Annotated in this window: 20 protein-coding genes and 1 pseudogene; 9 read left to right on the forward strand and 12 right to left on the reverse strand. The window is 58.8% G+C overall.

The features are described from left to right. Positions 1 to 45: 45 nt before the first annotated feature. Together AC1RPZ_RS07870 and AC1RPZ_RS07875 are read right to left on the reverse strand one after the other, a co-directional pair. A complete protein-coding gene (locus tag AC1RPZ_RS07870) occupies positions 46 to 504 on the reverse strand; it encodes a methyl-accepting chemotaxis protein (protein ID WP_493136453.1) in 459 nt (152 codons plus the stop codon). Between the two features lie 81 nt (positions 505 to 585). Continuing rightward, a pseudogene (locus AC1RPZ_RS07875) lies at positions 586 to 1410 on the reverse strand (PAS domain-containing protein); the annotation flags it as partial. Between the two features lie 164 nt (positions 1411 to 1574). Between AC1RPZ_RS07875 and AC1RPZ_RS07880 the strand changes: the two are divergent. After that, complete coding sequence (locus tag AC1RPZ_RS07880; protein ID WP_493136415.1) at positions 1575 to 2090, forward strand: RidA family protein; 516 nt, start codon at positions 1575 to 1577, stop codon at positions 2088 to 2090. 6 nt (positions 2091 to 2096) lie between these two features. On the opposite strand, the gene AC1RPZ_RS07885 is transcribed toward AC1RPZ_RS07880, so the two are convergent. Further along, the gene (locus AC1RPZ_RS07885; protein ID WP_493136416.1) at positions 2097 to 3413 is read right to left on the reverse strand and encodes an MFS transporter; all 1317 of its coding nucleotides are present in this window, start codon (positions 3411 to 3413) and stop codon (positions 2097 to 2099) included. A gap of 202 nt (positions 3414 to 3615) precedes the next feature. Here AC1RPZ_RS07885 and AC1RPZ_RS07890 point away from each other — a divergent pair, with 202 nt between their 5' ends. Continuing rightward, on the forward strand, positions 3616 to 5034 hold the full coding sequence (locus tag AC1RPZ_RS07890; RefSeq protein ID WP_493136418.1) for a short-chain fatty acid transporter: 1419 nt from the start codon (positions 3616 to 3618) through the stop codon (positions 5032 to 5034). Positions 5035 to 5073: 39 nt separating this feature from the next. On the opposite strand, the gene AC1RPZ_RS07895 is transcribed toward AC1RPZ_RS07890, so the two are convergent. Genes AC1RPZ_RS07895 through AC1RPZ_RS07905 form a run of 3 tightly spaced genes read right to left on the reverse strand, consistent with a single transcriptional unit; the run spans position 5074 to position 5703 of the window. Beyond that, positions 5074 to 5196: a HepT-like ribonuclease domain-containing protein gene (locus AC1RPZ_RS07895; RefSeq protein ID WP_493136420.1), complete on the reverse strand. Its 123-nt coding sequence runs from the start codon at positions 5194 to 5196 to the stop codon at positions 5074 to 5076. After that, complete coding sequence (locus AC1RPZ_RS07900; protein ID WP_493136421.1) at positions 5156 to 5416, reverse strand: HepT-like ribonuclease domain-containing protein; 261 nt, start codon at positions 5414 to 5416, stop codon at positions 5156 to 5158. The genes AC1RPZ_RS07895 and AC1RPZ_RS07900 overlap by 41 nt, the downstream gene beginning before the upstream one ends. Further along, positions 5413 to 5703 (reverse strand): nucleotidyltransferase family protein, encoded by a 291-nt coding sequence (locus tag AC1RPZ_RS07905; RefSeq protein WP_262115444.1) that lies wholly within the window; start codon positions 5701 to 5703, stop codon positions 5413 to 5415. Before AC1RPZ_RS07905 ends, AC1RPZ_RS07900 begins: the two co-directional genes overlap by 4 nt. A gap of 264 nt (positions 5704 to 5967) precedes the next feature. On the opposite strand from AC1RPZ_RS07905, the gene AC1RPZ_RS07910 reads away from it, so the two are divergent. The 3 genes from AC1RPZ_RS07910 (at position 5968) to AC1RPZ_RS07920 (ending at position 9651) form a co-directional block, all read left to right on the forward strand. Then, positions 5968 to 7668 (forward strand): acid phosphatase, encoded by a 1701-nt coding sequence (locus AC1RPZ_RS07910; protein WP_493136423.1) that lies wholly within the window; start codon positions 5968 to 5970, stop codon positions 7666 to 7668. A 112-nt stretch (positions 7669 to 7780) separates the two neighbouring features. Then, positions 7781 to 8947 carry a hypothetical protein gene (locus AC1RPZ_RS07915; RefSeq protein WP_493136425.1) on the forward strand — a complete coding sequence of 389 codons (1167 nt, stop codon included), beginning with the start codon at positions 7781 to 7783 and terminating at the stop codon, positions 8945 to 8947. A 182-nt stretch (positions 8948 to 9129) separates the two neighbouring features. Beyond that, positions 9130 to 9651 (forward strand): lysine methyltransferase, encoded by a 522-nt coding sequence (locus AC1RPZ_RS07920; protein WP_493136426.1) that lies wholly within the window; start codon positions 9130 to 9132, stop codon positions 9649 to 9651. Between the two features lie 21 nt (positions 9652 to 9672). On the opposite strand, the gene can is transcribed toward AC1RPZ_RS07920, so the two are convergent. Then, on the reverse strand, positions 9673 to 10317 hold the full coding sequence (gene can / locus AC1RPZ_RS07925) for a carbonate dehydratase (protein ID WP_493136428.1): 645 nt from the start codon (positions 10315 to 10317) through the stop codon (positions 9673 to 9675). A gap of 152 nt (positions 10318 to 10469) precedes the next feature. Here can and AC1RPZ_RS07930 point away from each other — a divergent pair, with 152 nt between their 5' ends. After that, positions 10470 to 10874 (forward strand): serine kinase/phosphatase, encoded by a 405-nt coding sequence (locus AC1RPZ_RS07930; RefSeq protein ID WP_493136430.1) that lies wholly within the window; start codon positions 10470 to 10472, stop codon positions 10872 to 10874. A gap of 142 nt (positions 10875 to 11016) precedes the next feature. On the opposite strand, the gene rimI is transcribed toward AC1RPZ_RS07930, so the two are convergent. Both rimI and AC1RPZ_RS07940 read right to left on the reverse strand, forming a co-directional pair. After that, entirely contained in the window at positions 11017 to 11469 is a 453-nt protein-coding gene (gene rimI / locus AC1RPZ_RS07935) for a ribosomal protein S18-alanine N-acetyltransferase (protein ID WP_493136431.1), read from the reverse strand. Further along, complete coding sequence (locus AC1RPZ_RS07940; protein WP_493136454.1) at positions 11462 to 12208, reverse strand: energy transducer TonB; 747 nt, start codon at positions 12206 to 12208, stop codon at positions 11462 to 11464. The genes rimI and AC1RPZ_RS07940 overlap by 8 nt, the downstream gene beginning before the upstream one ends. Positions 12209 to 12425: 217 nt before the next feature. Here AC1RPZ_RS07940 and mksB point away from each other — a divergent pair, with 217 nt between their 5' ends. From mksB to mksF, 3 genes are read left to right on the forward strand one after another with little or no spacing between them, the layout of a single operon-like run. After that, the gene (gene mksB / locus AC1RPZ_RS07945) at positions 12426 to 13703 is read left to right on the forward strand and encodes an Mks condensin complex protein MksB (RefSeq protein ID WP_493136433.1); all 1278 of its coding nucleotides are present in this window, start codon (positions 12426 to 12428) and stop codon (positions 13701 to 13703) included. Beyond that, a complete protein-coding gene (gene mksE / locus AC1RPZ_RS07950; RefSeq protein ID WP_493136435.1) occupies positions 13693 to 14406 on the forward strand; it encodes an Mks condensin complex protein MksE in 714 nt (237 codons plus the stop codon). The genes mksB and mksE overlap by 11 nt, the downstream gene beginning before the upstream one ends. Beyond that, on the forward strand, positions 14403 to 17243 hold the full coding sequence (gene mksF, locus AC1RPZ_RS07955) for an Mks condensin complex protein MksF (RefSeq protein ID WP_493136437.1): 2841 nt from the start codon (positions 14403 to 14405) through the stop codon (positions 17241 to 17243). The genes mksE and mksF overlap by 4 nt, the downstream gene beginning before the upstream one ends. Positions 17244 to 17318: 75 nt before the next feature. Here the strand turns inward: mksF and AC1RPZ_RS07960 are convergent, their stop codons facing one another. Genes AC1RPZ_RS07960 through AC1RPZ_RS07970 form a run of 3 tightly spaced genes read right to left on the reverse strand, consistent with a single transcriptional unit; the run spans position 17319 to position 20884 of the window. Beyond that, a complete protein-coding gene (locus AC1RPZ_RS07960) occupies positions 17319 to 19622 on the reverse strand; it encodes a PqiB family protein (protein WP_493136438.1) in 2304 nt (767 codons plus the stop codon). Continuing rightward, positions 19615 to 20238, reverse strand: coding sequence for a paraquat-inducible protein A (locus AC1RPZ_RS07965; protein ID WP_493136439.1), 624 nt, complete (start codon positions 20236 to 20238; stop codon positions 19615 to 19617). The genes AC1RPZ_RS07960 and AC1RPZ_RS07965 overlap by 8 nt, the downstream gene beginning before the upstream one ends. After that, positions 20225 to 20884, reverse strand: a complete 660-nt coding sequence (locus tag AC1RPZ_RS07970; RefSeq protein ID WP_493136441.1) for a paraquat-inducible protein A — start codon at positions 20882 to 20884, stop codon at positions 20225 to 20227. Before AC1RPZ_RS07970 ends, AC1RPZ_RS07965 begins: the two co-directional genes overlap by 14 nt. Positions 20885 to 21064: the final 180 nt, after the last annotated feature.

The raw sequence follows: 21064 nt of genomic DNA on the forward strand, positions 1-21064 counted from the left end.
TTCAGCCTGCACCTCAGCGCGAGGGCAGGCTCGCTCAAACCGCGCTTAGGTCGACAGCTGATTGGCGAACTGCCCAACCGCATTCACCACTTTCTGCGCGCCGTCCTGGATCTCGACGATCACCGTGCCCGCCTCGGCGGCCAATGCCAGACCTTGTTCGGCCTGAAGTTTGCCGTCGGTCATCAGCACCACGGCATCGCGCGCCATGTCCTGGTTCTGACGCACCACGCCGACAATTTCGTCGGTGGCTTTGCTGGTGCGCGAAGCCAGTTGTCGAACCTCGTCCGCCACCACTGCAAAACCTCGACCCTGCTCACCGGCACGAGCCGCTTCGATGGCGGCGTTGAGCGCCAGCAAATTGGTCTGTTCGGCAATGCCACTGATGGTTTTGACGATGGTGCCGATCACCAGCGACTGCTCGTTCAGCGCTTCGATCCCTTCGCCGGCCTGTTGCATGTGCCTGGCCAGTTCACGCATCACGTCCACCGCCTGAGTGACCACCATGGTGCCGCGTTGCGCGCAGCTGTCAGTCTGCAACGAGGTGCTGTAAGCGATGTTCGCCGCTTCAGCAACCGCCTGCTCCTGATTGACCTGATCGGTGATCACGGTGGCGAACTTGACCACTTTGTAGAGTTTTTCGTTGGCATCGAGCACTGGGTTATAGGACGCCTCGAGCCAGACCACCCGACCGTGGCTGTCGACACGTTTGAAGCGACCGGCCACAAACTCACCGGCGTTCAAGCGCCGCCAGAAATCCTGGTATGCGGAACTGTTGTATTCCTCCGGCTCACAGAATGTGTGGTGATGTTTGCCTTTGATCTGCGCCAGGCTGTAGCCCATACCGCTCAGGAACCGGTCGTTGGCCGTCAGCACATTACCGCCGAGATCGAACTCGATCACTGCCGTCGAACGCACCAGTGCACCGATCAGGTTCTCGTGTTCACGGGAAGCTTCGATGGTGCGGGTCAGGTCGCTGGAGTAAATCACAATGTGCTTGATCCGGCCGTCCGCGCCACGAATTGGCTGTGAGATCGAACGCAGCCATGCTTCGTCACCATTGCCTCTGAGCAAGCGCACGGTGCCCGCGAAGTGCTCGCCACGGGTCAGGGCATGCTTGAAACGCTGGTGAAACTCGTCGGTTTTGACGTGGGCCGGCACGATATCTTCGATGTTCCGACCAATCAGGTCATTGCCCTTGTAGAGCATTTCCTGGGCGAAATTCTGGTTGATCGATTGCACCCGCCCGTCAGGGTCCAGGGTGAGCACGAGCATCTCGCGTTCCAGACTTTCCTTCACTTGTTGAAGGCTGGAGAGTTCCTCGCGAAGAGCCGACAGCTCCTGCTTCAAGCGTTTGTTGAACATGTCGATGCACCGATGGGCAGGGTTGAGAGCGTCCTTTAGCCTAACCATCGGCCTTACAAAATATTTCTGAAGAGTGTTTCGAGGTTGTCCTACAAAAATAGTTGGCACCTCGCCACTATTCACACAGCGATGCCTCAAAACGGCGTTTTGAAGGGTAATTCAACACGCTATAGTCCGCTCTGCACCACCGCCACCCACAGGAGAATCGACGCATGGATCAATCACGCAAAACGCTATTCGATGGCATCGCTCAACAGTTGGGACACCGCTTCGACGGTGAAATGCGCATTGGCGGCAACTACGTGCCAGCCGTGCAAAACGGTGATGAGGTGTACGTCAGCGGACAGATCCCACGTATCGACAATACGGTGATGGTGGTTGGCCGTGTCGGTACCGAGGTTTCTTTGGCGCAGGGCAGGCATGCGGCGCAGATTTGCACGATGCGCGCATTGGCAATCCTCATGCAGTTGCTTGGCGATCTCGAACGCATCAAGAAGATCTTGCGCATTAATGTCTACGTGCAAAGCGCCGCCGACTTCACGCAACAAAGCGAAGTCGCCGACGGTGCGTCGGAAGTGCTTTACCGGATTTTTGCCGAGGCCGGCGTACACACGCGGACTTCGGTGGGCGTGTACCAGTTGCCGAAAAACGCCTCGGTCGAAGTTGACATGATCGTCGCGCTTGAGCCTGAGCCGGCGCCGCTTGGGGAAGACAAACCTTACAATTGAAGTGCCTCAGGGGCTGCAGGTCACGCCTGCCGCATGGTCGACCGGCGACAGGCGTGAACCGAAGTACAACGCTGCGCTGATCCCGACCGCCCCCATCACCGTGCAGAACATCACGCAAATCCACGGGCTCCACGGCATCAGGCCAATCAGCAGCAACGGCGTGATACTGGCCCAAATGGCGTAGGCAATGTTGTAGGTGAACGAAATCCCCGAGACGCGAATCCGCGCCGGAAACAGGTTGACCATCACTGACGGCACCGCGCCGACCACCCCGCAACTCAGACCGGCAATGGCATAGGCCACGCCAATCCAGTGTGCACCGCCAATCAGGCTGGTGTAGAGCACGCCAATCCCCAACGGCAGCAGCAGGCTATAAAGCATCACTGTACGCCAGGCGCCGATACGGTCGACGATCAACCCGGCGATCACGCAACCGATGTTCAGAAACACAATGCCCAGGCTACTCAGAGCGAAAGTATGGCTGGCGGTCATGCCGAAGGTTTTCTGCATCATGGTCGGAGTGATGACAACAAAGGTCACCACCGCCGAGGTCAGCACGCACGTGAGGATTACCGCTGGCAGCATTGCCAGCCGATGCTCACGCAACACCGTGCGTAGCGGCAGCTCGACATGCAGTTCGCGACTCGCCTGCATGGCCATGAACACCGGGGTTTCATTGAGCCAACGGCGCAACCAGACGCCAATCACCCCAAACACGCCACCCAGCAGAAACGGGTAACGCCAGGCGTAATCGAGGATCTCCGTCGGGGTGAAGAGCTGCGCAAGCAAGGTCGCAGTCAACGCACCGATCAGATAACCGAAGGTCAGCCCCGCTTGCAGGAAGCCCAAGGCATAACCACGGTGGCCGACCGGTGCGTGCTCGGCCACGAACACCCAGGCGCTTGGCACTTCACCGCCTACCGCCGCGCCTTGTAGCACTCGCAGGAGCAATAACAGCAACGGCGCGAAATAGCCGATCTGGGCGTAGGTCGGCATGATTCCGATCAGCAGGCACGGCAGCGCCATCATCAGGATGCTCAAGCTGAAGACCCGCTTGCGCCCCAGCCGATCAGCAAAATGCGCCATCAGAATCCCGCCCAGCGGCCGCGCCAGATAACCCGTGACAAAAATCCCGAAACTTTGCAGCAAACGCAGCCACTCGGGCATTTCTGGCGGGAAGAACAGCTGGCTGAGGGTCAGGGCGAAAAATATGAAAATGATGAAGTCGTAGATTTCCAGCGCCCCGCCGAGCGCCGCCAGGCCCAGGGTCTTGTAGTCAGACCGGGAGAACGGCGCCGGTCGTGCATCAAGGATGGCAGTCATAAAAATGCTCTGAAATAGGCAAAAAAATCACGGCGCACATGGTCTACGCAAAAACGCGTTCGAACAACCCGTTAGACCATAGTCCCAAGTGTGCAAAACAGCACCGCAAAAACATCTTGATTGATTTACTGTTTATGTCTGACCGCAAGGCCCTGTGCAGCCCTGCTGCACCACAACAATCATAAAAATCCGAGGTACTCCCGTGGCCACTGAGATCGAAGATAGCCGCTCTGCCCGCTTTGCCCTGCTCTGCTCAAACTTTGCCGAACGCTGGTTTCCCGACTCCTGGGTGTTTGCCGCGCTCGCGGTGATCATCGTTGCCCTTGCCACCATGGCCATGGGCGCCAAGCCCACCGACGCCGCGATGGCCTTCGGCGACGGCTTCTGGAGCCTGATCCCGTTCACCATGCAAATGGCCTTCGTGGTGATCGGCGGCTACGTGGTCGCCAGCTCGCCCCCGGCGGTGAAACTGATCGACCGCCTGGCGCGCATCCCGAAAAACGGGCGCTCGGCCGTGGCCTGGGTCGCACTGATTTCCCTGGTTGCGTCGTTGCTTAACTGGGGGCTGTCGCTGGTATTTGGCGGTTTGCTGGTGCGGGCACTGGCGCGTCGTACCGATTTGCGCATGGATTACCGCGCCGCCGGTGCCGCCGCTTACTTGGGGCTCGGCGCAGTCTGGGCGCTGGGGCTGTCTTCGTCAGCAGCGCAACTGCAGGCCAACCCGGCCAGTTTGCCGCCGTCGATCCTGTCGATCACCGGGATGATTCCGTTCACCCAAACGATCTTCCTGTGGCAGTCCGGCGTGCTGTTGCTGGCGCTGATCGTGATCTCGTTGATCATCGCCTACGCCACTGCTCCCGGCCCGAACTCTGCCCGTGACGCCAAAGCCTGCGGCATCGACCCAAGTTTCAGCATGCCCGCCCCACCGCCGCGTACCCGTCCAGGCGAATGGCTGGAATACAGCCCGATATTGACCATTCTGTTGGTGTTGCTGGCCGCCGGATGGCTGTTCCATGAATTTTCGACAAAACCTGCGATCAGCGCGATCTCCGGCCTGAACACCTACAACTTCCTGTTCCTGATGCTCGGCGCACTATTGCACTGGCGCCCGCGCAGCTTTCTCGATGCCGTGGCCCGTGCGGTGCCGACCACCACTGGCGTGATGATCCAGTTCCCGCTGTACGGCTCCATCGCCGCGCTGATGACCGTGGTCAAAGGCGCCGACGGCCAGACCCTGGCGCACCACATCTCGAGCTTCTTCGTCAGCATCGCCTCCCACGACACCTATGCCCTGCTGATGGGCGTGTACTCGGCGATCCTGGGTTTCTTCATTCCGTCCGGCGGCGGTAAATGGATCATCGAAGCGCCGTACGTGATGCAAGTCGCCAACGACCTTAAATACCACCTGGGCTGGGCCGTACAGATCTACAACGCCGCCGAAGCCCTGCCTAACCTGATCAACCCGTTCTACATGCTGCCGCTGCTCGGCGTGCTCGGTTTGAAGGCGCGGGACTTGATCGGCTTTTCGTTCGTGCAACTGCTGGTGCATACGCCGTTGGTGCTGTTTCTGCTGTGGGCGCTGGGGACGACGCTTGTGTATGTGGCGCCGGTGATGCCGTAACTGAAGGTAGCCGCGCTTGCCCCGTACGGGCAGGTGCGGTTAGACGGATACGTCAGACAAGCACTTCAATAACTCCGGTAACGCCGCCTGAACCGTGTCCCACACAACCTCAAGGTTGATATCAAAGTAGCCGTGGGCGATTCGGTTGCGCATGCCCCGCATACTGCGCCATGGCACTTGGGGATGCCGTGGTGAATTCGGCATAACCATCCATAATTTTGGTGGCGGCCTCACCAATGATGATGAGGCTCATGATGACGGCTTGCTGAGTACGCTTGTCGTCAAAGAACTCCTCTCTACTCAGACCCTCGACAAAGATCAGTGCATCGCCAGCCGCCTGACGCATATGGTCGAGGTAGTCATCGAGGCGATTCTCGTTCATACGGGGAGCGCCTGAGCCAACACTTGCTCACGAAACTTTACCGGCAGATCTCCAGGCGTCAGCAGATCAACGGAAACACCGAGCAAATCCTCCAGTTCAACCTGCAATCCACCAAGATCAAACAGCGTTGCACCGGGTAGCGCATCCACCAATAGATCCAGATCACTGCCATCCTCGTCAGTGCCGCGTAGCACCGAACCGAAAACGCGTGGGTTGGCGGTATGAAAACGCCCCACCACTTCACGTACGGCGGCGCGTTTGAGGTCCAGAGCGGCTGACGGTTTCATGCTGTACCCTCTCGATTCAAAGCAATATGGCGCCAGTCTAGCAGCGCTGGCAAAGACTTAACGCTAACATTCCTGATCGTGAAATATTCACTCACATTCGGCCGTCGACCCCCTCGTTAACTTCAACAATTTCTGAACCTCCTTCAGTATTTCCCCCCCGATCTATAAGCAAACTACTCTGTAGCATTTTCGTCATATTCGATTGTTACCGTCCGAACGAAACACTCTGTAGCCAATTTAAATTTTTATCACCCAGGATTCAGGATGAACGACGACAAAACCGGCAACGATGCACCACCTCCATCAGAAGACAGCCCCACCGACACCAGCCGTCGGCGCTTTCTGGGGGGTGTTGCAGTCCTGGGTGTCGGCGCGACGCTGAGTGCGTGCGGCAACAATGGCGACACGCCAGGTAAGCCGGAGGAGCGGCCGCTGTCGCCTGCCGAGCTGGACAAGGCGTTGCACGATAACGTGAAAACCGTAGTGGTGATCTACGCCGAGAATCGCAGTTTCAATAATCTTTTCGGCAATTTCCCTGGTCTTGAGAAACCGTTGTCAGCGCTCAAGCCTGAGGATTATCAGCAGCGCGACCGTGACGGCAGTCTGCTGGAAACCTTGCCGCCGGCCTGGGGTGGCGTGTTGCAGATCGGTCCGCAAACACTCGATGGCGTGACCTACCCGAACGAAACCCAATTCCAGGAACACCTGCCCAACGCTCCCTTCGCCCTCAAGGGGCCGAACGGCGAAGACTTGCCGCTGGGCCTGGTGACGCGGGATCTGTGGCATGTGTTCTATCAGAACCAGATGCAGATCAATGGCGGCAAGAATGACCGTTTTGTCGCTTGGGCCGACTCGGGCGGGTTGACCATGGGTCATTACGCCCAAAGCCGTTATTCCCTACGCCTGTGGGACGTCGCCCAGGAGTTCGTGCTCTGCGATAACTTCTTCCAGGGTACGTTTGGTGGATCGTTTCTCAACCATCAATACCTGATCAGTGCCGCCGTGCCGTTTTACCCGGATGCCACCAACTCGGTGGCCAAGGCGCAAATCGCTTCGCTGCAAAGCGATGATCCGCTCAACACACGCCTCAAGCCGCTGGAGAAATCTCCGGCCAGCGCCATGACCGGTCCACCGCAATTCGGCCCCAGTGCCCTGACCCCGGACGGCTATGCCGTCAACACCATGGCCCCACCTTATTGGCCGACCTGGATCCGCGACCCGGAACGCCCGGAATACTCCAAAGCTGACCTGCCCAGCGTGCTGGTGCCGCAAACCCACGAACACATCGGCGACAAGCTGTCGAAGAAGAACATCGACTGGGCCTGGTACGCCGGCGCCTGGCAGGCGACGCTGGAGCAATTCAAGGATTCGGGGGGCATTCCGAAAATCCCCAATTTCCAGTATCACCATCAGCCGTTCAACTACTTCAAGCAACTGGGCCCGGAAAACCCGGCCGAACGCAGCAAGCGCCTGCGCGATGGCGGTTTGGGCGACGAGTCGAGCAGCAACCGGTTTTTTGCCGATGCCGAAGCCGGGAAATTGCCGGCGGTGAGTTTCTACAAACCCCAGGGCAACCTGAACATGCACGCCGGTTACGCCGATGTGGCGTCCGGTGACCGGCATATCGTCCGCGCCCTGAAAGTGCTGCGCGAAAGCCCGCAATGGAAAAACATGGTGGTGGTGGTCACGGTCGACGAAAACGGCGGCTGGTGGGACCACGTCGCGCCGCCGCAAGGCGATCGCTGGGGCCCTGGCACGCGAGTGCCGACGCTGGTGGTTTCGCCGTTTGCCCGCAAAGGCACGGTGGATCACACGGTGTACGACACCGCGTCGATCCTGCGGTTGATCACCCGGGTGTTCCAGCTTGAGACGCTCGACGGGATCAAGCAGCGTGATACAGCCATGATCGCCCGCGGCCAGAAGCCAATGGGCGACTTGAGCAATGCACTGCATTTTCCCGGCTGATTTGTTTTCTGCCTTGCGATCTTTTCGCGTGGGTACTAGACCTATCGGCTCAAGTGGTTTCAGTATGTAACCGCCCTCGCTCCCGGGGACCCACGCTGAAAAGGATCTGAGCATGTTCAAACTCGCAGGATTAAGCCTCACCCTCGCAGCCCTTACCTTGGGTGCTACCGCCCACGCCGATACCGACCTGAAACTGGGCAGTACCGAACGGGTAACGCAGCTGTTCGCCTACCCCAACAACTGCAACGTCATTTGCTATCGCAACTGGACGCTGGAGCAAACGGTCGAGCACTACCTGACCCAAAGCGTTCAGCGGGATGGCTACACCACGGCAAAAGTCCGGGTAAAAACCGACAACCATCAGCTCTATGCAGACATCAGCGGCGTGCCAAAGGACTACGCAAAACAGCTGACTGCATTGCTTGATGCCGGGGATCTGGCCCACGCCGGCGCCAACAAACTGAATGCCGACGGTAAGTGGGCGTACAGCTGGTACCTGTTCCTGCCCTTGGGCATGGCGCTGGAAAACCGTAAAAGCGTCGAGTTGCTGCACTTCCCACCGGACTATTCGCTGACCCAGGCCCAGGATTACCTGGAATCGAAGACCACCGACCGCTGGGCCACGCTGCTAACCGCCAACGGCATCGCCGCCGAACAAACACCGGCCTACCAGACCATCATCGATATCGCGCCGATTGCCGCCCCATCCACCGCTGGCAAGGACCTTGAAGGCGTCTACGGCTACTTCAAGGATTACCAAACCACCCTGGTCAAGCAATTCAGCCAGACCGCCAGCGGCGTGACCTTGCCGATGGTCGCGTTCGGTGCACCGGTGCGTAACTGGGTCAAGGAGCAGTATGGGCAGACCGTGGCCGTATTGGGGTTGGCACAAATCATCCCAACCCCGGGCGTGAAGGTGCCGGTGCTGGGCTCTAACCACCCAAGTTACATTTGGTACGCGGCCGACCCGGCGAACTATAACGACGATCAGGCCAAGGCCGATGCAGTAGGCTTGAAGGTGATGGGCCAGGACTTGAGTGCAGCTTGCTGGCAAGCGGGGATGGGCAGCAAACCGTCCAGCGACCCGAGTACACAACTCAATAGCTGCACGCAAACCTGGCAAGTGACCCAGAAAGAGAAAACCTGCGAGCTGTTCTACACCTCGATCCGCAACCTGACGCCCGAGCAAGCTACAGCCAAGTGCTCGACCGCAGACATCAAACCCCAACTGGACCAGCTGAAGGTGCCTGCACCCGCGCTGGCTACGACTCACCTGTAATCCTGCGTACCTGCTTGCTGCGTAAGCATTCACTGACGCAGCAAGCAGCATCTATCTCCTGTCAGTTCTGACAGTAGACCTTCTATTCCATTTGCGAGACTCTTTGAGCGTACCCATGTGCTGCAGGGCTGACAGGATCGCCAGCCTCCGGTGGTCGCAGCGCCCAATAGACAAGGATCGTTATGAAGCCCCAGGCCAAGGACAAGGCAGCCACGCTGTCGAGCGGCTGCATTTACCCGAACAAAGAACTCAGAGCCCGCCAGGGCTACCCCTCCAGAGCTCACTTCACGGTTATCCAGACTGATGATGGGAGCGCTGCGGCAATCACGGCACAGCGCGATTACCTGCGCATCAGTCGTATCTGCCGGGTATCAGGACTACTGATCCATACTCGCCGTTTGCATACCCGGCAACTGGCGCCGGGTATCCACGTCTACGACCCGTTTTTTTGCGGGCTACTGCTGCATTCCTGCGACCCGAACGTCTTTCTCGACATGAGCGAACTGTGGTTATGGGCGCTTAAGGACATCACACCTGGCAGCGTGCTGTGCATGGACTACGCCAGCACCGAAGAGAAGCTGACGCGTCAGTTCGCCTGTCAATGCGGCTCGCCCGACTGCCGTGGCTGGATCACCGGCTACGATGATCCGCCAAACGCCGAAGGCGAGCAGTTCTTACAACACTGGCGTCGACATAACCCCTGATGAACAGAGGCTCGCCACTGTTTACAAGGCACCGACCGGACGCAAACGGTATTGCGGCGGCAACTGCTCGAAACCGCTGATGGTCGCGTTCAGGCTCTTCCAGCGACCGTCCTTGATGCCATAGATGCAGCCGTGAATCGACAGGTTCTGCCCGCGGTGCCAGGCATTTTGCACAATGCTGGTATGACCGACGTTGGCCACTTGCTGGATCACGTTGAGTTCGCAGAGACGGTCGACCCGCTCTTCTTCAGTCGGCAATTGGCCAAGCTCTTCGCGGTGTTCGTAATACAGATCGCGAATTGAGCGTAGCCAGCCGTCGATCAGGCCCAACTGACGGTCCTGCATCGAGGCACGCACACCGCCGCAACCGTAGTGGCCGGTGACCAGGATGTGTTTGACCTTGAGCACGTCCACTGCGTACTGAATCACCGACAGGCAATTAAGGTCGGTGTGCAGCACCACGTTGGCAACGTTACGGTGCACGAATAGGTCGCCAGGCAACATGCCCACGATTTCGTTGGCCGGTACGCGCGCGTCGGAACAACCGATCCACAGGTATTCCGGGGCTTGCTGGCGCGCCAGCTTGGCGAAAAACTCAGGATCTTCCTGCTTGATCGCATCGGCCCAACGCTCGTTGTTATCAATCAGATCTTGTAATTCGTTCATGCTCTGAAACCTCAAGAATGGTGCGTTGCTTTGACAGACAACCGTCCGTCGGGGTCACGCGGGTGTTGCAGGTAGCCGAACAGAAAATACCTTGGAATCTTCTAGGGTAACGCCTGTCCACCCTATAGAGCCCCACATTATGAGGATTTTCCATGACTGATTCACGACGTCCCTACGGCTCGGTACAACCCGAGCCCATCGACGACAACGAAGACCGCATGGGCTCGATGCGCGAACTGGACTTCGATGAAGAAGAATCCGGCGAGACAATCGGCGGCCTGACCCGCGAACACGAGCGTGAGCAACGAATGCCCACGGAACGCGTACGTGAAGCGGGCATGACCGGGGACTCGGCTGACGACGAGGAGTCTTCCGACGACGACATGAGCCCGGGAAACCTGATTCGTGAAGATGGCGCCCGTGACGCCCATGAGGCTGGGGAAGGCGAACAGGCCGATTGGGACTTGAGCATTGTCGACGAGGACGAGATCGGCGGCGGCAACGGGCTGGATGAGGCTGAACTGGCGGAGCGCGATCCGATTGATGGCAATCGTTGATCATGTGGCGCCTGAGAGACCGTCATCGCGAGCAAGCTCGCTCCCACAGGATTTATGTCGTTCACAGCATGTGTATGTGTGACACAGATCCAATGTGGGAGCGAGCTTGTTCCGGGCGGCGTTCCGACGATGTTTTTAAGGCTCAATCCACCAGTGTGCAGGCCATGACGACTGCATCTTCACGCCCGCCTACCGCCGGATAGTAATCACGACGGCGACCGACTTCATTGAAACCATAACGCTCATACAGACGGAACGCCGCCTGATTGCTGTCGCGCACTTCCAGGAAACATTCCCGGGCTTGCGCCTTGTAAGCAATCGACATCAGATGCTCAAGAAGCATGAGGCCAAGGCCGCGCCCCTGATTTTCCGGTTTGACCGTGATGTTCAGTAGATGCGCCTCATCGAGGATGATCTGCACCACGCCGTGGCCAACCTGTTGCTGTCCTTCGAACATCAGCCAGATCTGGTACTTGCCCAGACCATCAAGAAAAATCCCACGGGTCCAGGGATGGCTGAACGCCGCGTATTCGATTTTCAGTACGGCGTCCAGATCTGCTTCGGTCATCGGGCGGAACGATACAGCGTCACTCATTCGATTCTTTCCAGCGCGCCATCAGCCGACGCATGGCTTGCCAGACATCAGCCTTACGCTGTGGCTCTTCCATTAATAATTCCAGCCCGGGCAGCGCCCAGACCGACCCCAGGCCTTCGACCTGAAGTTCACGGTTATACGATTCGGCGTTCGCCTCACCGGCAAAACGCACTGCCGGCAGGCCGATCAACCACAGGCACACGCAAGGTGCGTCTTCCAGGCGAGCCGAAAGGAAGCCCTGCACGAAATCGCGCGCAGCTTCCGGGCCCTGATCCATGGTTCCGCGTGTCAGCAACGGCCAACGGACCGGGTCACCGACAATTTGCGGGCTGTCCGGCAGGCCCGCGGCGCGCAGCATGTCCTTGAGCAGCAAGTAGGCCGGGTCGCGAGTCTGGAACGCACCGCCTGTGGGTAACTCCACCAGCAACAGGCAACGGCCGGCGCGCAGCAATTGCAGGGCAAAACGCGGCGGCGGTACGTGCGGCGCCTTGGCCACGACCGGCGCGTCTTCGGCGCCTTCGACCGGCTTGCTCGCCGGGCGCGCGACCGAAGGCGTTGGGCGCGGCACTTCGACCTTGACCCGCTCGGCCGGTTTGGCCACTGGCTCTGCGGCAGCTTTCGCGACCTGAGCGGGCACAATCGGCGTCTCGACCAACGGCTCTGGCGCGTCCAGCAGCTCGGGCCGCGACGGCGCGGCAAAGGGCAATTCGGTGCGCGGCAGCCAGTTGACCACCTGCATGGCGGTCAAATAGGCGCGGCGACGGGACTCGATAAGCAAAGGTCGGCCACTTGTGGATAACTGAAGTGCAGGGATTCTACCGCCCTTCGCTCAAGATCGCCCGTAGTTGATCGATAGAAAAGCGACTGTCCGTCCCGCCGATCCCCCGAGAGTGATTCCCATCGCGTGTGATGCAGTACAATCGCCGCTTTTAATCGCCAACCAGCCGGCCATTCCAATGATCGAACCCAAGCGCGTCTTGCGCGCCCTCGCCGAACACTGGGCACTTCTGGAGCCTTTGTGCGAGCACTTCGACCAAGGCACTCTGAGCCTCAACGAACTGCGCTCGCAGCTGGCCACCCAGCAACTGGACAGCACGCCACAGGACATCACCAGCCTGCTGGACGTGTGGATCCGCCTCGACATTCTGGTTCCGGTGGCCAAAAGCCCGAACCGTTTTGAACTAAACGCGCAAATCCACGACTTCCTCGCGTACCTGCGCCGTGAGCACCGCTTGGGCCTGTGCCTGGAAATCGAAGCCTATCTGCGCCATCTGGAACGGCTGGCCGGTTACATTCAGGACGCCTTCGACATCCGTGACGGCAATGATCTGGCGCGCCAACTGCGTTTGCTCGACATGCGCGTACGGGATGTCCTGAAGAAACTCGCCAACGACGAACAGGCCCTGGTGGCCGTCGCCGAACGGGCCAAGACCAGCGACCGGCAGATCCCGTTGCGTCAGCGTTATGCCGAAGTATTGGCAACGTGGGACGAATACGTCGAGCCGATGATTCAGTTGGTCAACGCCGACGGCGCCTTCGAGCAAGGCGTGCGCAAGGTTGAAAACGTGCTGTTGCGCATGCTCAGCGAACAACAGCGCCTCGGCCATCTGGTCGACGACGACATGCTGCTGCGCACCCACGCACGCATCCTCGAAATGCAGACCAGCGCCCAGCTGACCTTGCGTCACGCTCGCGAGCTGTTGCTGCCGCTGCGTGAAGAAGCCCGCCGGCACAACGCCGTGACCCGTGGCGCGGCGCTGGCCCTGTCGATGATCCGCCGCAAGGGTATCGACGCGGTGCCACAAGCGGCGATGCCGATGTTCACCCGACCGCAAAGCACCTTCCTCGGCAGCGCCAGTCAGGTCGAAGCCTACGTTTACGCACTGGCGCGTTTCGAGCCGAAACCGGCGCGTTTCCCCAAGGCCCACAAAACCCAAAATGGCGAAGCCCCACGCGCACCACGCACCGTTCGGGAAATGCTCGATCGCTGCGAAGACGCGCTGCCGATGCCGGATTTGATGACCTGGCTGCTGGAGCAGGAACCGGACGGCGCGACCGACGAGTTGCTGTACTGGTTCTCGCGCCTGTCACGGGAAAAACGCTTCAAACGCGAGCGTCTGGAACGCCGCGATTACCACACTCACGAGCACCAGGTCAGCCTGCGCTCCTTCGCCCTGCTCTCGGCCCGCGATGACGCGCCCGAGCATTCTGCGAGCACACCTCATGCATCTTGATCTTTCCGAACTGTCTCAGCTGGCGCCGATCTTTCGCGAGCTGTTCAAGGGCTACCACGTCAGCCGTCGCGATCCTGAACTGTACGCGCAGCTGTCGAACTTTCAGGATCAGTACCGCACGCTGTTCAAGGCCCTGGGGTTTGAGCTGGTCTGCGACACTCGCGGCTTCTACTACTTTGTGCCGGATCTCGCCGCAGCAGCGGTGAACAAGACAGCCCAGCGCTTGGCATTGTTTACCTTCATCCTCGTCGAGCATCTGGCTGATCAGGGCCGCGACCCAATCGCCGTCCTCGATGGCGGCAGCCTCGGTCGCGATGAACTGCCGTCATTGCTGGAAAAATACCGCGACCTGTTCATTCAGGCCGAAGTACAAACCCAGGAAGAGCTGGAAGAAAAAATCATGCGCCGCATGACCCAGCTCGGTTTTGCCGGCGAAGAGAACGGCATCTACCGCTTCCTGCCGCCGATGCACCGTTTCCTCGACGTTTGCCTGTCAGTGCAGCAAGACCGCGACCTGGCCGCCAGTCTGCACAGCGTGCTGCCATTGCCGGCGCCGGTGCTGATCGATGACGACAGCGACGAAAAACTGCTGCAAACCGATGATCCGCTGGACTTGAGAGAATTTGAGGTAGAGAGCGCCGAAGACAGCGAAGAATTCGCGTTAGCCCGTGCCATTGCCGAAGAACAGGAGCTCGACGCATGAGCAAGGAACGTTACGGCATTCGCCGCTTTGCCCTTTTGAACACCGCCGGTTACAGCCTCGGGCTGTTCCCGCTGGAAGAGCCGCTGTCGGTCTACGGCGCGAACAACCTCGGTAAATCTGCCTCGATCAACGCCTTGCAGTTCCCGATCCTGGCGCGCATGTCAGACATGAGCTTCGGCAAGTACAGCCTCGAACAATCGCGGCGTTTCTACTTTGCCTCGGACACCAGTTACATCCTGGTCGAAGTCTCGCTGCCGCACGGTCCGCATGTGATCGGCGTGGTCGGCCGTGGCCCCGGCGGTGGTTTCGGTCACCAGTTCTTCGCCTACGCCGGTAAGCTGGACCTGGCCCATTACCAGAAAAATGACACCTGCCTGCGTCAGAAAGAACTGTTCACCAACCTTGAGCGCGAAGGCCTGAAAGCCTATGAACTCAAACCTGATGAGCTGCGTCGTTTGCTGGTCGGCGGTCACACTTCGATTCCGTTGGACCTGACGCTGATCCCGCTGCGCTCCACCAGTGAACAGAGCCTGAAGACCTTCCGTGCGTTGTTTATCAACCTGCTGCACATGCGCGAAATCACGGCGGCCAAGCTCAAACAGCTGTTCCTCGATGCCTTCGAACACAGCCTGCGTTCCGGCAGCGTCGATTACATCGCCGCGTGCGAAGAAGCCTTCCGCGACGTGCGCCGCATGGAGCAAGACTACAACTCGCTGGTCACCGCCGGTCCGCTGGTCGAAGCACTGTCCGCTGGGGTTACGCAGCGCAACATTCTGCGCGGCAAGTTGCACCGCATCTCGCCGTTGCTCGACTCGTTGCTCGGCACGTGGTCGGACTACGCCAGTGCCCGCAAAGAAGAGCTGACAATTCAGGCCGAACACTACCGCAACGAGCAGGACGCGCTGCAAAACGATCAGCGCGGCGGTACTCAGGAACTGATGCGCCTGGAGCGCGAAATCACCGGCATCCAGCGCTGGCTGGGCGAGTTGTCGGTGCTCAAGCATCGCTTTGCCCTGGTCGACGACGTCAAGGTGCTTGAGCAACAACTGCTCGCCGCCAAGGACGCGCACGATGAACTGGCCGGCGCGCTGGCGCAGTCCCGTCAGTTCAGTGCCGAAGACCTCGAAGAGCGTCTGCGGGATCTGGAAAAACGCCTGAAGTCGGTCAAGCAGCAACTCGATCACGCTGACAACAACAGCTACGCCCGCTTGCGCGAAGAGTTCTCGCAACAGGACGTCGAACGCCTGATGCGTCTGTTCAACAGTGCGCTGTTCAGCTTGCCGCTGGGTGAACATGGCATTGCCCTGGACGAAGACGGCCAGTGGGTCAAATCCATGGAGCTGATCCTCGACAGTTTCAAAGGCGAGCGTTTCGAAGCGCCGGGCCTGTCCATCGACTTGTCGCACATCGAGCCACCGGCCCTGCAAGCCTTGGCTGACCGCGCCGCACTGCGCGATCAGAAAGAGCGTCTGGACAAAGAACTCAAGCAACTGAAAACTCAAGCAGCCGTCGCGGCGGACCGCGCGGCCAGCAAAACCCAGACCGAAGCGCTGTACCAGCAAGTGCTGGATGCGCAAAAAGCCCTGGAAGACTTCCGCCGCTCACAAACCCTGAGTGCCGAGGAAGGCGACAAGCTTGAGCAACTGGCACAGATGGAAGCCGCGCAGGACGAGTTGAAGCGTTCCAGCGACGCCTTCACCGAACGCGTCCAGCAACTGTCGGCCAAGCTGCAACTGGTCGGCCGGCAGATCGGCGACATGGAGGCCAAACAACGTACCCTCGACGACGCCCTGCGCCGCCGACAGCTGTTGCCGGCAGACCTGCCGTTCGGCACGCCGTTCATGGACCCGATCGATGATTCCATGGACAACCTGCTGCCGTTGCTCAATGACTATCAGGACAGCTGGCAAGGTCTGCTGCGTGTCGACGGGCAGATCGAAGCGCTTTACGCACAGGTTCGCCTCAAGGGCGTGGCCAAGTTCGACAGTGAAGACGATGTCGAGCGTCGTCTGCAATTGCTGATCAACGCTTACGCGCACCGCACCGACGAAGCCCTGACCCTCGGCAAGGCCCGTCGTGCAGCGGTAACCGACATCGCCCGGACCCTGCGCAATATTCGCAGCGACTACGACAGCCTTGAACACCAACTGGCACTGTTCAACCGCGAGATCAACAAGCGCCAGGTTTCCAACCTGCAAAGCTTCCGCATCGTCCTGGCGCCGAACAAGGAAGCCCTCAAGCATATCGACCAGATCATCCACAGCGCGGGTCAGTATGAGGAAGGCGAAACCCTGTCGGTGTTCGACCTGAGCCAAAGCGCCGATCAGGACAACAAGAACGAAGAAGCCAAGGAATACCTGGCGCGTCTGGTGGCGGCGAACCACAACCAGCTCGGGCTCAAGGATCTGTTCGAGTTGGCGTTCGAAATCACCAAGGTCAACGGCCAGCCGGTGATTCACACCGACATTGATGGCGCGGCGTCCAACGGCACCACCATGACCATCAAGGCGCTGACCAACATGTACTTGTTGCTGCACTTGATGGACCGCGACCAGGCCGGCCGTGTGCGTCTACCGTACTACCTCGACGAGGCAGCGGACATCGACGAAAAGAACCAGGCCGCCTTGCTGGAAACCAGCTTGCAGCTGGGCTTCGTGCCGATCCTCGCCAGTGTGAAGCCGCAGGTCTGCGCCAGTGTCGCCATCGACCTGGAAGGCGGCAGCGGACCGCACGGTATCTACATCGACGAAGCCGACTGGAAGTACATTCGTCGGCATGACGAGGTGAAGACTGCGGTCAACGTTGAGTCGACCGAACCGGAACTGGACGCGGTTTAATCCTTTCATCGGTGTCGTAACGAAAAAGGCCGCGATCCAATGGATCGCGGCCTTTTTTATGGGTGCCGTTACGGCTTACTTCCCGAGGGAAATTTTCGGCGCCCAGACCAGCCACTCGTCCTCGAACTTGTCGAACAACGGGAAGGTTTGCTCAGCACGCGCGGGACTGCCCATGCGATCACCTTCCGGCGTGGCGAATGCAATGCCGCCCTGAATCATCGTTTCCAGTGATTCAGTGCGCAGGGTAACGCCCTTGAACAGACCGAAGTCTGCACCAAAACCGCTGGTGTTCCAGAAGCGAGTGCCGCTGCGCACCAATGGCGCGTACTTCGGCTCGATCAGGATATGGATCAGTACCCGGTCCGCCGTCTGGCCCAGCTCATAACCGGTCACCTTGCCCACTGTTATCTCGCGGTAAGTCACCGGTACCCCGGTCTTCAACGAACCACGGCGAGCGGCGCTCAACACCAGACTCAGACCGGCCTCTTGAGTCGTCGCTTCAGGGGGCTGCGACAATGCGACAAAGCTCTTTTGCGGCCCAAGGTTTTTCGCGGCGGGCTGAACCTCGATGTATTGCCCAGTGACCAGGGTTTCCAGGTTGGACGTTTTGATCAGGCCCAGCTCCGGTTTGACCACCCAGAACTGACTGCCGACTCGAGCAACGCGCTCCGGCACTTCGGTGATGCGGGCGGTGAGCAGCACCGATTGCAGATCATCACTGAGGTCGACGCCTTCTACCTTACCGACGTCCAGACCTTTGAAACGAATCGGCGTGCCGTTGCGCAAGCCGTCGGCGCGATCAAGCTTGATCGTGACCACAGCGCCCTTCTGGGTCGCCTCGTCATGGCTGGCGAACAGACGGAAACGTGGAATGCGCTTCTGCAGCGGCGCCTTGGCTTCCGGTGTTTCGAACGCGATACCGCCGGCCATCAAGCTTTGCAGGGATTCGCTTTTGACCTGAATCCCGCCGGTGAGACCACCGGTCAGGGTAATCCCGCTGGCATTCCAGAATCGCGTCGAGGCGTTGACCAGCCCCTCGTATTCTTTCTCGATGTGTACGCCGATGACTAACTGCTTTTTGGTCCGAGAGAATTGATAGCTTTGCACCGAACCGACTTTGACCTGCTTGTAGAGAATCGGGCTACCAACTTCCAGCGAGCCGAGGTTTTCAGTGAACAGCACCAGGTGCAGACCCGGAGAGCGCAGATCCAGTGGCGGGGCTTTGGCCCGAGCTTCGAATTCGCGTTGCGGCGCCCCGCCCTTGTCGCCAGGACGCACGGCGATGTAGTTACCTTTGACCAAGGCTTCGAGTCCGGTGATCCCCGCCAACGAAATCGACGGCTTGACCACCCAGAACTGGGTCCCGGTGACCAGGTAATCCTCGGCGAGCGGATCAAGGGTCAGCTCGGCCGTGGCGCTGGAAAGGTCCGGGTCGACCTTGAGCGCTTTCAGGTTACCGACCTGAATGCCTTTGTACATCACGGGCGTGCGGCCAGCCTGCAGGCCTTCAAAGTCGCTGAGTTTCACTTTGACGCGAATACCGGCCTGAGCAGCGTCGAAGTCTTCGTAGAGACGAAACGGCAAGCTTGGGTCGGTGGGTGGGCTGTCTTTGCGGTTGTCTGGTGTGGCGAAGGCGATACCGCCCGCAACAATACTGGCCAGCGATTCGCTGCGTACTTTCACGCCGGACAGGTTGGCGTCGATGCTGATCCCGCTGGCATTCCAGAAGCGCGTATGTTTGCGCACCAGATTGGCGTAGGTAGGCTCGATAAAGACTTTGATCTCGACGGTGTTCTGGTCTTCGGACAGCTGGTAACTTTTCACCTGACCGACCTGGATCTGCTTATAGAACACCGGACTTCCACGGTTCAGGGAGCCCAGGCGATCGGCCTTGATGGTCAGGTGCAAGCCTGGCTTGAAGTCAGACAGCGGCGGCTCTTTGGTCAAGGCGGTGAACTTGCGGCTTGACTCCCCTTCACCCGGACTGATTGCCACATAGTTACCGGAGACCAGCGTTTCCAGACCAGTAATCCCGGCCAGGGTGACGCTCGGCTTCACCAACCAGAAACGTGTGCTGGTCTTAAGGTATTGCTCGACGTCCTTGTTCATCTCGATGGTGGCGATAACCCCGCGGGTTTTCCCCTCGTCATCCAGTGTCAGGTTTTTTACCTTGCCGACCGGCATACCTTTGTAGACAACTTCGGTCTTTTTGGCCTGAATGCCTTCGCCACTCTCAAAGCGAACCTGAACCTCAATGCCGGTCTCATTGTAGGCGCGCCAACCTAACCATCCGCCAATGATCAAGGCGATCAAGGGCAGAACCCAAATGGCCGACCAGTTCGAAGCCGGTCGAGTTTTCGCTTTTGGCAAATCAGTCATGGTCGTCGTCCGACTCCGTGTTATCCCAAATCAGTCGGGGATCGAAAGTTACTGCAGCAAGCATTGTCAAAATCACCACACTGGCGAACGCCACCGCACCGAGATTCGCCTCGATACTGGCAAGCCGTCCGAAGCTCACCACGGCCACAAGAATGGCAATCACGAAAATATCCAGCATCGACCATCGGCCAATGAACTCGATAAACCGATACATCACGATACGTTGCCGTGCGGATAAAGGCTGGCGGCGCTGCACCGAAAACAACAGCAAGGCGATACCGACCAGTTTGAATGTCGGCACCAGAATACTGGCGACAAACACCACGGCAGCAATCGGAAACATTCCGTGCTTAACCAGGGTGATCACGCCGGACATGATGGTATCGCCTTCCCCCTGTCCTAACGTGCTGACGGTCATGATCGGCAACACATTGGCGGGTATATAGAGAATCGCCGCGGTAATCAGCAATGCCCAGGTGCGCATCAGGCTATTGGGGCGCCGAGCATGAACCAGTGCGCCACAGCGGGTGCATGTCTGCTCGTCGGTGTCCGGTTCCTGCTTGTTAAGCTCATGGCATTCGATACAAATCAGAATGCCTGCATCAATCGCCCGCATGAGCATCCTCTCCTGACAACGCTTGCCAGATCTGATGAGGCGACATCACTACCTCAAGCCAGACCTGGACCAACAGTAAACTGATAAAACACGCCAGGCCCAAGCCAACCGTTATCGACGCAAGGTCAGCCAGTTTGACGATGGCCACCAACACCCCCATCAAATAGACCTCGAGCATTCCCCAATCGCGTAGATGGTGATAAATGCGATAGATCAGCAAGCCATAGCTGCGTCCGACATTAAATCGAACGCTCAGCAATACCAACAACTGACAGAGCAACTTGAGTAGCGGGATTCCCATACTGCACAGGAATACCACCGCTGCTACGCCTTGCATGCCGGTATCGAACAGGCCAACGACGCCACTCCAGACCGTGTCGTGCGACGACTGTCCGAGTAGATGGAGCTGCATGATGGGTAAAAAGTTCGCCGGAACGTACAACAATAGAGCGGCTATCACTAATGCGAGGCTACGCTCCACGACATTGTGCCGGTGGGCGTAGAGCTCATAACCACAGCGCGGACATAGGGCTTTCTCGCCATGGGCGAGTTGCGGCTTGCGCATCAGCAAGTCGCATTCATGACATGCCACCAAGTCGTCCAGCGGTAAATCTGACAGCCCTGTGGCGTCAACCGGATCTGGCATAAAGGGCTCAGGTTCTGAAAATAAGGGCTCTATTTTAGTGTTCTGACCGAAAAATAACTGTGCAATTTTGTTTCAGTCCTGAAATTAAACTTTCTCGCAGGCAAAACAAAACCCCTACCTGCATACGCAGATAGGGGTTTCGGAATTTAATCTTGACGATGACCTACTCTCACATGGGGA

The organism is Pseudomonas sp. GW822-FHT02D10, assembly GCF_058802345.1.

Excerpts from the sequence above, each read along its gene's own strand:
- AC1RPZ_RS07930 (WP_493136430.1), top strand. The coding sequence starts at position 10,470 with ATGACTGATTCACGACGTCCCTACGGCTCGGTACAACCCGAGCCCATC.
- AC1RPZ_RS07905 (WP_262115444.1), bottom strand. The coding sequence starts at position 5,703 with ATGAAACCGTCAGCCGCTCTGGACCTCAAACGCGCCGCCGTACGTGAA.
- can (WP_493136428.1), bottom strand. The coding sequence starts at position 10,317 with ATGAACGAATTACAAGATCTGATTGATAACAACGAGCGTTGGGCCGAT.
- AC1RPZ_RS07870 (WP_493136453.1), bottom strand. The coding sequence starts at position 504 with ATGGTGGTCACTCAGGCGGTGGACGTGATGCGTGAACTGGCCAGGCAC.
- AC1RPZ_RS07900 (WP_493136421.1), bottom strand. The coding sequence starts at position 5,416 with ATGAACGAGAATCGCCTCGATGACTACCTCGACCATATGCGTCAGGCG.
- mksE (WP_493136435.1), top strand. The coding sequence starts at position 13,693 with ATGCATCTTGATCTTTCCGAACTGTCTCAGCTGGCGCCGATCTTTCGC.
- AC1RPZ_RS07885 (WP_493136416.1), bottom strand. The coding sequence starts at position 3,413 with ATGACTGCCATCCTTGATGCACGACCGGCGCCGTTCTCCCGGTCTGAC.
- AC1RPZ_RS07880 (WP_493136415.1), top strand. The coding sequence starts at position 1,575 with ATGGATCAATCACGCAAAACGCTATTCGATGGCATCGCTCAACAGTTG.
- AC1RPZ_RS07920 (WP_493136426.1), top strand. The coding sequence starts at position 9,130 with ATGAAGCCCCAGGCCAAGGACAAGGCAGCCACGCTGTCGAGCGGCTGC.
- AC1RPZ_RS07970 (WP_493136441.1), bottom strand. The coding sequence starts at position 20,884 with ATGCCAGATCCGGTTGACGCCACAGGGCTGTCAGATTTACCGCTGGAC.
- AC1RPZ_RS07915 (WP_493136425.1), top strand. The coding sequence starts at position 7,781 with ATGTTCAAACTCGCAGGATTAAGCCTCACCCTCGCAGCCCTTACCTTG.
- AC1RPZ_RS07895 (WP_493136420.1), bottom strand. The coding sequence starts at position 5,196 with ATGCGGGGCATGCGCAACCGAATCGCCCACGGCTACTTTGATATCAAC.
- rimI (WP_493136431.1), bottom strand. The coding sequence starts at position 11,469 with ATGAGTGACGCTGTATCGTTCCGCCCGATGACCGAAGCAGATCTGGAC.
- AC1RPZ_RS07965 (WP_493136439.1), bottom strand. The coding sequence starts at position 20,238 with ATGCGGGCGATTGATGCAGGCATTCTGATTTGTATCGAATGCCATGAG.
- AC1RPZ_RS07910 (WP_493136423.1), top strand. The coding sequence starts at position 5,968 with ATGAACGACGACAAAACCGGCAACGATGCACCACCTCCATCAGAAGAC.
- mksF (WP_493136437.1), top strand. The coding sequence starts at position 14,403 with ATGAGCAAGGAACGTTACGGCATTCGCCGCTTTGCCCTTTTGAACACC.
- AC1RPZ_RS07940 (WP_493136454.1), bottom strand. The coding sequence starts at position 12,208 with ATGCAGGTGGTCAACTGGCTGCCGCGCACCGAATTGCCCTTTGCCGCG.
- AC1RPZ_RS07960 (WP_493136438.1), bottom strand. The coding sequence starts at position 19,622 with ATGACTGATTTGCCAAAAGCGAAAACTCGACCGGCTTCGAACTGGTCG.
- mksB (WP_493136433.1), top strand. The coding sequence starts at position 12,426 with ATGATCGAACCCAAGCGCGTCTTGCGCGCCCTCGCCGAACACTGGGCA.